This window comes from Ruegeria sp. CH11 (assembly GCF_056537105.1).
This window is the reverse complement of record NZ_JBQFQX010000017.1, coordinates 75913-82214: the sequence shown is the minus strand read 5'-3', so window position 1 is coordinate 82214 and position 6302 is coordinate 75913. Positions and strand designations below refer to the sequence as shown.

General features: G+C 58.4%; 4 protein-coding genes and 1 pseudogene. 4 read left to right on the top strand and 1 reads right to left on the bottom strand.

The window, feature by feature from the left end:
• The 3 genes and pseudogenes from ACR0LX_RS19450 to iolB form a co-directional block, all read left to right on the top strand.
• A pseudogene (locus ACR0LX_RS19450) lies at positions 1-674 on the top strand (glycine dehydrogenase (aminomethyl-transferring)); the annotation flags it as partial.
• Positions 675-773: 99 nt separating this feature from the next.
• Positions 774-1766, top strand: coding sequence for a helix-turn-helix domain-containing protein (locus tag ACR0LX_RS19445; protein ID WP_480785143.1), 993 nt, complete (start codon positions 774-776; stop codon positions 1764-1766).
• 214 nt (positions 1767-1980) lie between these two features.
• Positions 1981-2787: a 5-deoxy-glucuronate isomerase gene (gene iolB / locus ACR0LX_RS19440; RefSeq protein ID WP_480785142.1), complete on the top strand. Its 807-nt coding sequence runs from the start codon at positions 1981-1983 to the stop codon at positions 2785-2787.
• A 38-nt stretch (positions 2788-2825) separates the two neighbouring features.
• Here the strand turns inward: iolB and ACR0LX_RS19435 are convergent, their stop codons facing one another.
• A complete protein-coding gene (locus ACR0LX_RS19435) occupies positions 2826-4199 on the bottom strand; it encodes a S8 family serine peptidase (RefSeq protein ID WP_480573380.1) in 1374 nt (457 codons plus the stop codon).
• Between the two features lie 191 nt (positions 4200-4390).
• On the opposite strand from ACR0LX_RS19435, the gene ACR0LX_RS19430 reads away from it, so the two are divergent.
• Positions 4391-6280: a tetratricopeptide repeat protein gene (locus ACR0LX_RS19430; RefSeq protein WP_480785141.1), complete on the top strand. Its 1890-nt coding sequence runs from the start codon at positions 4391-4393 to the stop codon at positions 6278-6280.
• The last annotated feature ends 22 nt before the right edge of the window (positions 6281-6302 follow it).

Below are 6302 nucleotides of genomic sequence, written 5' to 3'. Positions count from 1 at the left end.
CCGGCCACCCGGAATACGGCACTGCCGTGGGTCCGGTCTCGGCGGCACCCTTCGGCTCGCCGTCGATCCTGCCGGTCTCATGGGCCTATGTGCTGCTGATGGGCGGCGCGGGTCTGACGCAGGCCACGAAAGTGGCGATACTGAACGCCAACTACATCGCGGCGCGTCTGAGCGAGGCCTATCCGATCCTCTACACCTCGGAAACGGGTCGGGTGGCGCATGAATGCATCCTCGACACCCGCCCGCTGGACGAGGCGGCACATGTCAGTGTCGACGACATCGCAAAACGCCTGGTCGATAGCGGCTTCCACGCGCCCACCATGTCCTGGCCGGTGGCCGGCACCCTGATGGTCGAGCCCACGGAATCGGAACCCATGGCCGAGCTCGACCGCTTCTGCGAGGCCATGCTCTCGATCCGCTCGGAGGCGCAGGACATCATCGACAGCAGGATTGATGCGGAAAACAACCCGCTGAAAAACGCCCCCCACACGGTGCGCGACCTCGTCGGCGACTGGGATCGACCCTACACCCGCGAACAGGCCTGCTTCCCCCCGGGCTCCATGGGCGTCGACAAATACTGGTCCCCCGTCAACCGCGTCGACAACGCATACGGAGACCGAAACCTCATCTGCACATGCCCACCAATGTCAGATTACGAAGACGCAGCAGAATAAAACACAACCAACATAACCCCGCCAAACTATCGGCGGGGTTCAACTGAAAACGGTCGGCCCCTCTCTGGGGTCGATCAAACCCAGCCCGACCAAGGTGCCATGAAACACTACGTCGTCAGCAAAGATCACGCGCATTGCGCAAAACCCACGAGCCTTGCTTCGGAACGCGTGCAGCAGATTGATGTCATTCTGCGATGCGAGGCTGACAGAGCGTCGGCGGAACCAATTGTGGAATTCTACCGCGCACTCAACGCGCTGGTCGACACCCACAACTATGTCGTCAATTTACGTGTGTTGTGCGAGGAGCCCGTGGGCGGTCCGCTCTACTGGGCCGGGCGTACAGCACTCTTTTGGGGCGATTTCGAGTTCGCCTGGGCGCCAGTTGGCGCAGAGAGATCCTGGGTGGCGCAGGTGTTGAACCTGGCACCCAGATCGCTTCTTGTTGGCGGGGCTGTAATGCTGTTGGCGCAAATCGGCGGATCGGGTCGAATGGTCGCTGCGATCCATCCCAGTTTTGACGCTGCGGCGCGTGAAAGCGGAATAACCAATAGCGGGACCGCGACCCATTTGTCAGCGGAAGGACGCACGCATAGTGCCAACACGCGTCTGAGTGCGCTGCGGCTGATGGCGAACTTGGTGTCATTGGATCATGGCGAGCATCTCGCCGATACGTTGCGCAGATATGTGGGGCTGGCAGAGCCAGATCGAAAGATCGAAAGTCAGGTCGCAAACCAGCTTATCCGCCGCGCCAGCGCGGATAAGTTGGTTGTGCAGACAATGGACATAATGCTGGAGAACATCGAAGATCCGCTGCGGATTTCCGAGCTGTCCGATCTGGTTGGCACATCCGTGCGTCAGCTTCAACGACGGTTCCTGCTAAAAACAGGTGCGAAACTGCTCGCGACCTATCAGGCGCTGCGATTGGAGCGTGCGGGTGGCCTGCTGGCCTATTCGGACATGCAATTGATTGAAATTGCATCCGCGACAGGGTTTTCGTCTCGATCCGCGATGTCGCGCGCGTTTGTGAGACACTATGGCTTGCGGCCGGAACGCGTTAGAGAACAAAGGTTTCTTGGAAAGGCACCTGTTTAAGAAGCGTCGGAAGTGATCGTCAAACTTCAACGCGTCGCCGACCTGTGGCCGACCAAAACAGCAACAGCCACCTGATCGCAAAAGTGCCCGATCGGGCACCGGCTCGCCCTGATAAACTTTGCCCGTTGATTATGCGGTGTTATTGCCTGATTTTCGAGATTTGCAGCGAGCCCTGAAATCGGATTAAAACAGCACAGAAACCCGGAGCATCAATATGTCAGACCTTCTCAGAAAACCTGTCGGCACAGATGGAAAAGTGCATGATATCACTCCGGATAGCGCCGGGTGGCAGTATGTCGGGTTTGGTCTGTATCATCTGCGGGCTGGTCAACGGGTGGCCGAAGAGACTGGCACGACCGAAGTGATCCTGGTCATGGTTGAAGGCAAGGCAAAGATTACCGGCGCGGGGCAAGATTGGGGCGTGCTGGGTGACCGAATGAACGTGTTTGAAAAAACACCTCCGCATTGCCTCTATCTGCCTGACGGAAGTGACTGGGTTGCTGTGGCCGAAACCGATTGCGTGATAGCGATCTGTTCCGCGCCCGGCAAAGGCGGCCACGAGGCGCGTCGTATTGGGCCAGAAGGTATTACCCTGACTGAACGCGGCAAGGGTGCAAATACCCGGTACATCAATAATATCGCGATGGAGGCGGAAGACTATTGCGACAGCCTTCTGGTCACCGAGGTTTTCACGCCCGCAGGCCATTGGTCATCCTTTCCAAGCCATCGTCATGACGAGAACGACTATCCCCGGATCACCTATCTGGAAGAAACCTATTACCACCGTCTGAACCCCGCCAACGGGTTCGGTATTCAGCGGGTCTATACGGATGACGGCGAGATGGACGAAACCATGGCTGTCTCGGACGGCGATGTTGTTTTGGTCCCGCGCGGGCACCATCCCTGTGGCGCCCCCTATGGGTTCGAGATGTATTATTTGAATGTCATGGCGGGTCCGCTGCGAAAATGGCGGTTTGTTCCGGCGCCCGAGGTAGAATGGATTCTGGAACGCGACGGCTGAGGCGCGCCTATCTGGACGCAAGCCGGGGATTATGCAGATCAGGTCAGAATGGGCGGGCCGTGTCGCTCTGTCAGTAGCTCTATGGCGGCTTCGAGATCAAGGATTCCGGCGCCGGTTCTGGCATTCCATGCGCCTTTGTCCACTTTGCGCGCGCTGTCCGTCAGCGCCACGCGCATCTCGTTGGGCGAGACCTTGTTGGGCTTCCAGCCATGGCGCAATGCCGCGATCGCCCCGGCAACAACCGCCGAGGCCGCCGATGTGCCGCCGCTGCGCAACGAAGCATCATGTGGCTCAGCAAACCAACTAGGGGCGCACAGATCAGGCTTGTGGTCACGCGCGTCACCAAAATCGAAGATTCCGGGCCCTTGTGAGGACATGCCAACCCACTGCCCGTCCGGGCGTACCGCCCCGACCGAGGTCACGTCTGGCAAAGAGTTGGCCCCGAAAATTGACTGCCCCGGCATCCGGTCATATCCCGGCGCGCGCGGGTCTGCGCAGAACTGCCCGTTGTTGCCTGCGGCAAATACGATGTCGCCGTCTTTCCCCAGATCGGAAACGATCTTATTCAACGGATGCGAGGGGTTGCTGGTATAGTCCCCGCGGATCGACTCGCCAAACCGGTTGACAATTCCCCAGGCGTTAAGAAACACCCAGGCCTCGCCCGGTTTTATGTACTTGTTCTTGAACGCGAACTTGGCGGATGACGCATAGCTGGCAAACTTCAACACATCATCGATGCGCTTGGGCAATAGCGGCAGGTCGAAAACCTTGGCTTCGGGGGCTGCATTGACGATCGAGCGCAACAGCATCGAACCGTGCCGTTTGCGCAGGTTTACGTAAGGGTGTTTGCCTTCACCCGGGAGTTTGGTCTGGCCGTCCGCGTCGGCTTGCATGCCGCCACCATAAGTACCGCCAATCGACGTCACATAGTCTTCGTTTATTCCCTGATCGACCACAACAATATTGACCCCGCGCCCAGTAAGGCCCGCGTCTTTGAGGGCAGAAAGGTTGATCAGAGCCTCGGCCTGATCCCTGGTGCTGAACTGATAGCCTTTGCCGGTACCGCCGCACCAATGTTGCCCTCTGAGCGCAAGATCCAGCCTGCTGGGAAATATCTCAATTCCGATGGTCTCGGGCGCCATCAGGGCCGGAGCGCGCAGCTTTTCGAACACCTCCTGATTCAAAGATTTGTCCAGGCCGCGTAGAGAAACGCTGTACCCGTTGTCCCCTTCCGGATCAGGGTCGGGAAATGCCTTGCCGTTCTCGTCGACCAGCGTCCAGGGGTTGTTGCTTTGCTCTGGATCAATCAATTCCCGTTCAGTCAGGATTTGCAGCGGGTCGATCTCGGCGCGAATTAGAAGCTGAACGAGCGCGTTCTTGTTCGGGGCAAAAAGAAACAGATCAAGGTCCATGCGCAAACTCCGATTTGTGTCCGAAGGGTCTGGGGCACGCGCCCAGACAATCCGTTCGAATACCAAAATTGCGTCTGATGCGGGTTTGAAAATATTGGCCCGTATTTGGAAATAATGCAGACGCAGCCTACCATATGCTTAGACTTTATCGCGAATCGACGCATAATGCACCTTTTGAGGTGGTTGGTTTAATGAGTCATTGGGGGACTGCCGACATTTCAATCGGCCCGGCCGACACGGCGATGGGGCAGGAGACAGGTTTGAGTGCTGTATTGTTTCACTCACCTGAACAATCCATTTCCGCCCCGGGAGCGCGTGGACCCATCGGTGTTCAGGGCGCACAGGTCGACAAGACTGAACGGCGTATGCTGTGCGTGTCATTCATCGACGTCGTTGGTTTCTCGGCCCAAATGCGTGCGGATGAAGTTGGAACATTTCACCGCTGGGTCGATATGCGTGACGATGTGGTTCTGCCGTTGCTACAGCAATTCAGCGGCCAATTGGTCAAACTGACCGGTGACGGGATCATGGCGACGTTCGACAACGCCGTTTCCGCCGTCAAATGGAGCGCCGAGCTACAGATGAAGGCACGGCAACGTCGACAAGGGCTGTCGTTGAGGGTGTCGCTGCATTATTGCTCGGTCCTGCGCGACGGGGATGACCTGTTGGGTGACGGCATCAACGTTGCGGCCCGGTTGCAGGAACATGCGCCGGTCGGAGGTGTCATCCTGACCGACGCGGTGGCCGAACAACTCTCGGGTCTGCCGGAATTGGCGACGCGGCCGATTGGTATGCTGAATCTTCGTAAGATGCAGGGCCGCGTCGGCGCGCATGAGTTGATCACCGATGGGCGGCCATCTTCGGACATTCAGAAGATCGAACAGGCGTTGCCGACCATCGCGGTGATCCCGCTGGCCAATATCGGCGGCAAAGAGGAAGACGGTTACCTGTGTGCCGGCATTGTCGAGGACATCGTGGTCTCACTTTCCGGTCAGCGCGACCTGATGGTCATTTCGCGGTCATCGACGCTGTCTTTGGCGCGGCAGGCGGTCGACCCGCGCGTGGTTGGTCAGGTACTTGGCGTCCGCTATGTGATCACTGGTACTCTGCGCCGATCCGGTGATCGAATTCGCATTTCGACCGAGCTGCTGGATACGGCATCGGGACAGCAACTGGCTAGCCTGCGCAGGGATTTTGACTCGGTCGACGTTTTTGCCGTTCAGGACGAGATTGTGGAATCGACGCTTGTGCATCTTCTGCCCGGGATGCACTCGGCCGAGCGTCGCAGGACACTGCGCAAATGGCCGGGATCGTATACGGCGTATGACGACTATCTCAAAGCGCTGGATCAGATCGGCAGTCTTGAACGCCAGCCTTTCGACGAAGCGCGTATCCATCTGTCGCGTGCGATGTTGGGCGATCCCGGGTTTTCGTCCGCTTTCGCGTGGGCGGCGCGCTGGCACAGCCTTCGGGTCGGGCAGGGGTGGTCCGATGATCCGCAACGCGACGCCAACGAAGCGCTGAACCTTGCCCAACAGGCGATTGGTCTGGACGAACAGAACGCGCTGGCACTGGCAACTTACGGCCATGTTCAAGGGTATATGTTTGGGGATTACGAAACCGCGATCATCTATCTTGACCGGGCGCGTGAAACCAACCCCAACAGTTCGATTGCGTGGCTTTTGTCCAGCGTGACCCTGTCGAGCCTGGGCCGTACCGATGAGGCGATACAGGCTGCCGAACGTGCATTGCGCCTGTCCCCGCTCGATCAGCGCCTTTTCATCTATTACGTTTTCCTGGGCATCGCCTGTTATGACGCGGGGGATTTTGACCGCGCTGTCATGTGGCTGTCGCGTGGGTTGGCGGAAAACCCACGCTATACTTCGGCCTTACGGACGCTTGCAGTGTCCCATGTAGCTCTTGGCCAAATCAGCGAGGCCCGCAATGCGGTCGCGCGCTTGATGGAGCTCGAGCCCGGTTTTCGCATGTCGAGCTTCAAAGGCACCCGTCGATTGTACAGCGACCCAGCACGCGCCGATCTTTTTCGCGCCCGTCTGACGGAGGCGGGCGCACCGGAATGATATTGAGTGAAAGGAGATTGTT

What these genes read in the sequence shown, in the direction of transcription:
- ACR0LX_RS19445 (WP_480785143.1), top strand. Translation starts at nt 774, where the DNA reads ATGAAACACTACGTCGTCAGCAAAGATCACGCGCATTGCGCAAAACCC.
- iolB (WP_480785142.1), top strand. Translation starts at nt 1,981, where the DNA reads ATGTCAGACCTTCTCAGAAAACCTGTCGGCACAGATGGAAAAGTGCAT.
- ACR0LX_RS19435 (WP_480573380.1), bottom strand. Translation starts at nt 4,199, where the DNA reads ATGGACCTTGATCTGTTTCTTTTTGCCCCGAACAAGAACGCGCTCGTT.
- ACR0LX_RS19430 (WP_480785141.1), top strand. Translation starts at nt 4,391, where the DNA reads ATGAGTCATTGGGGGACTGCCGACATTTCAATCGGCCCGGCCGACACG.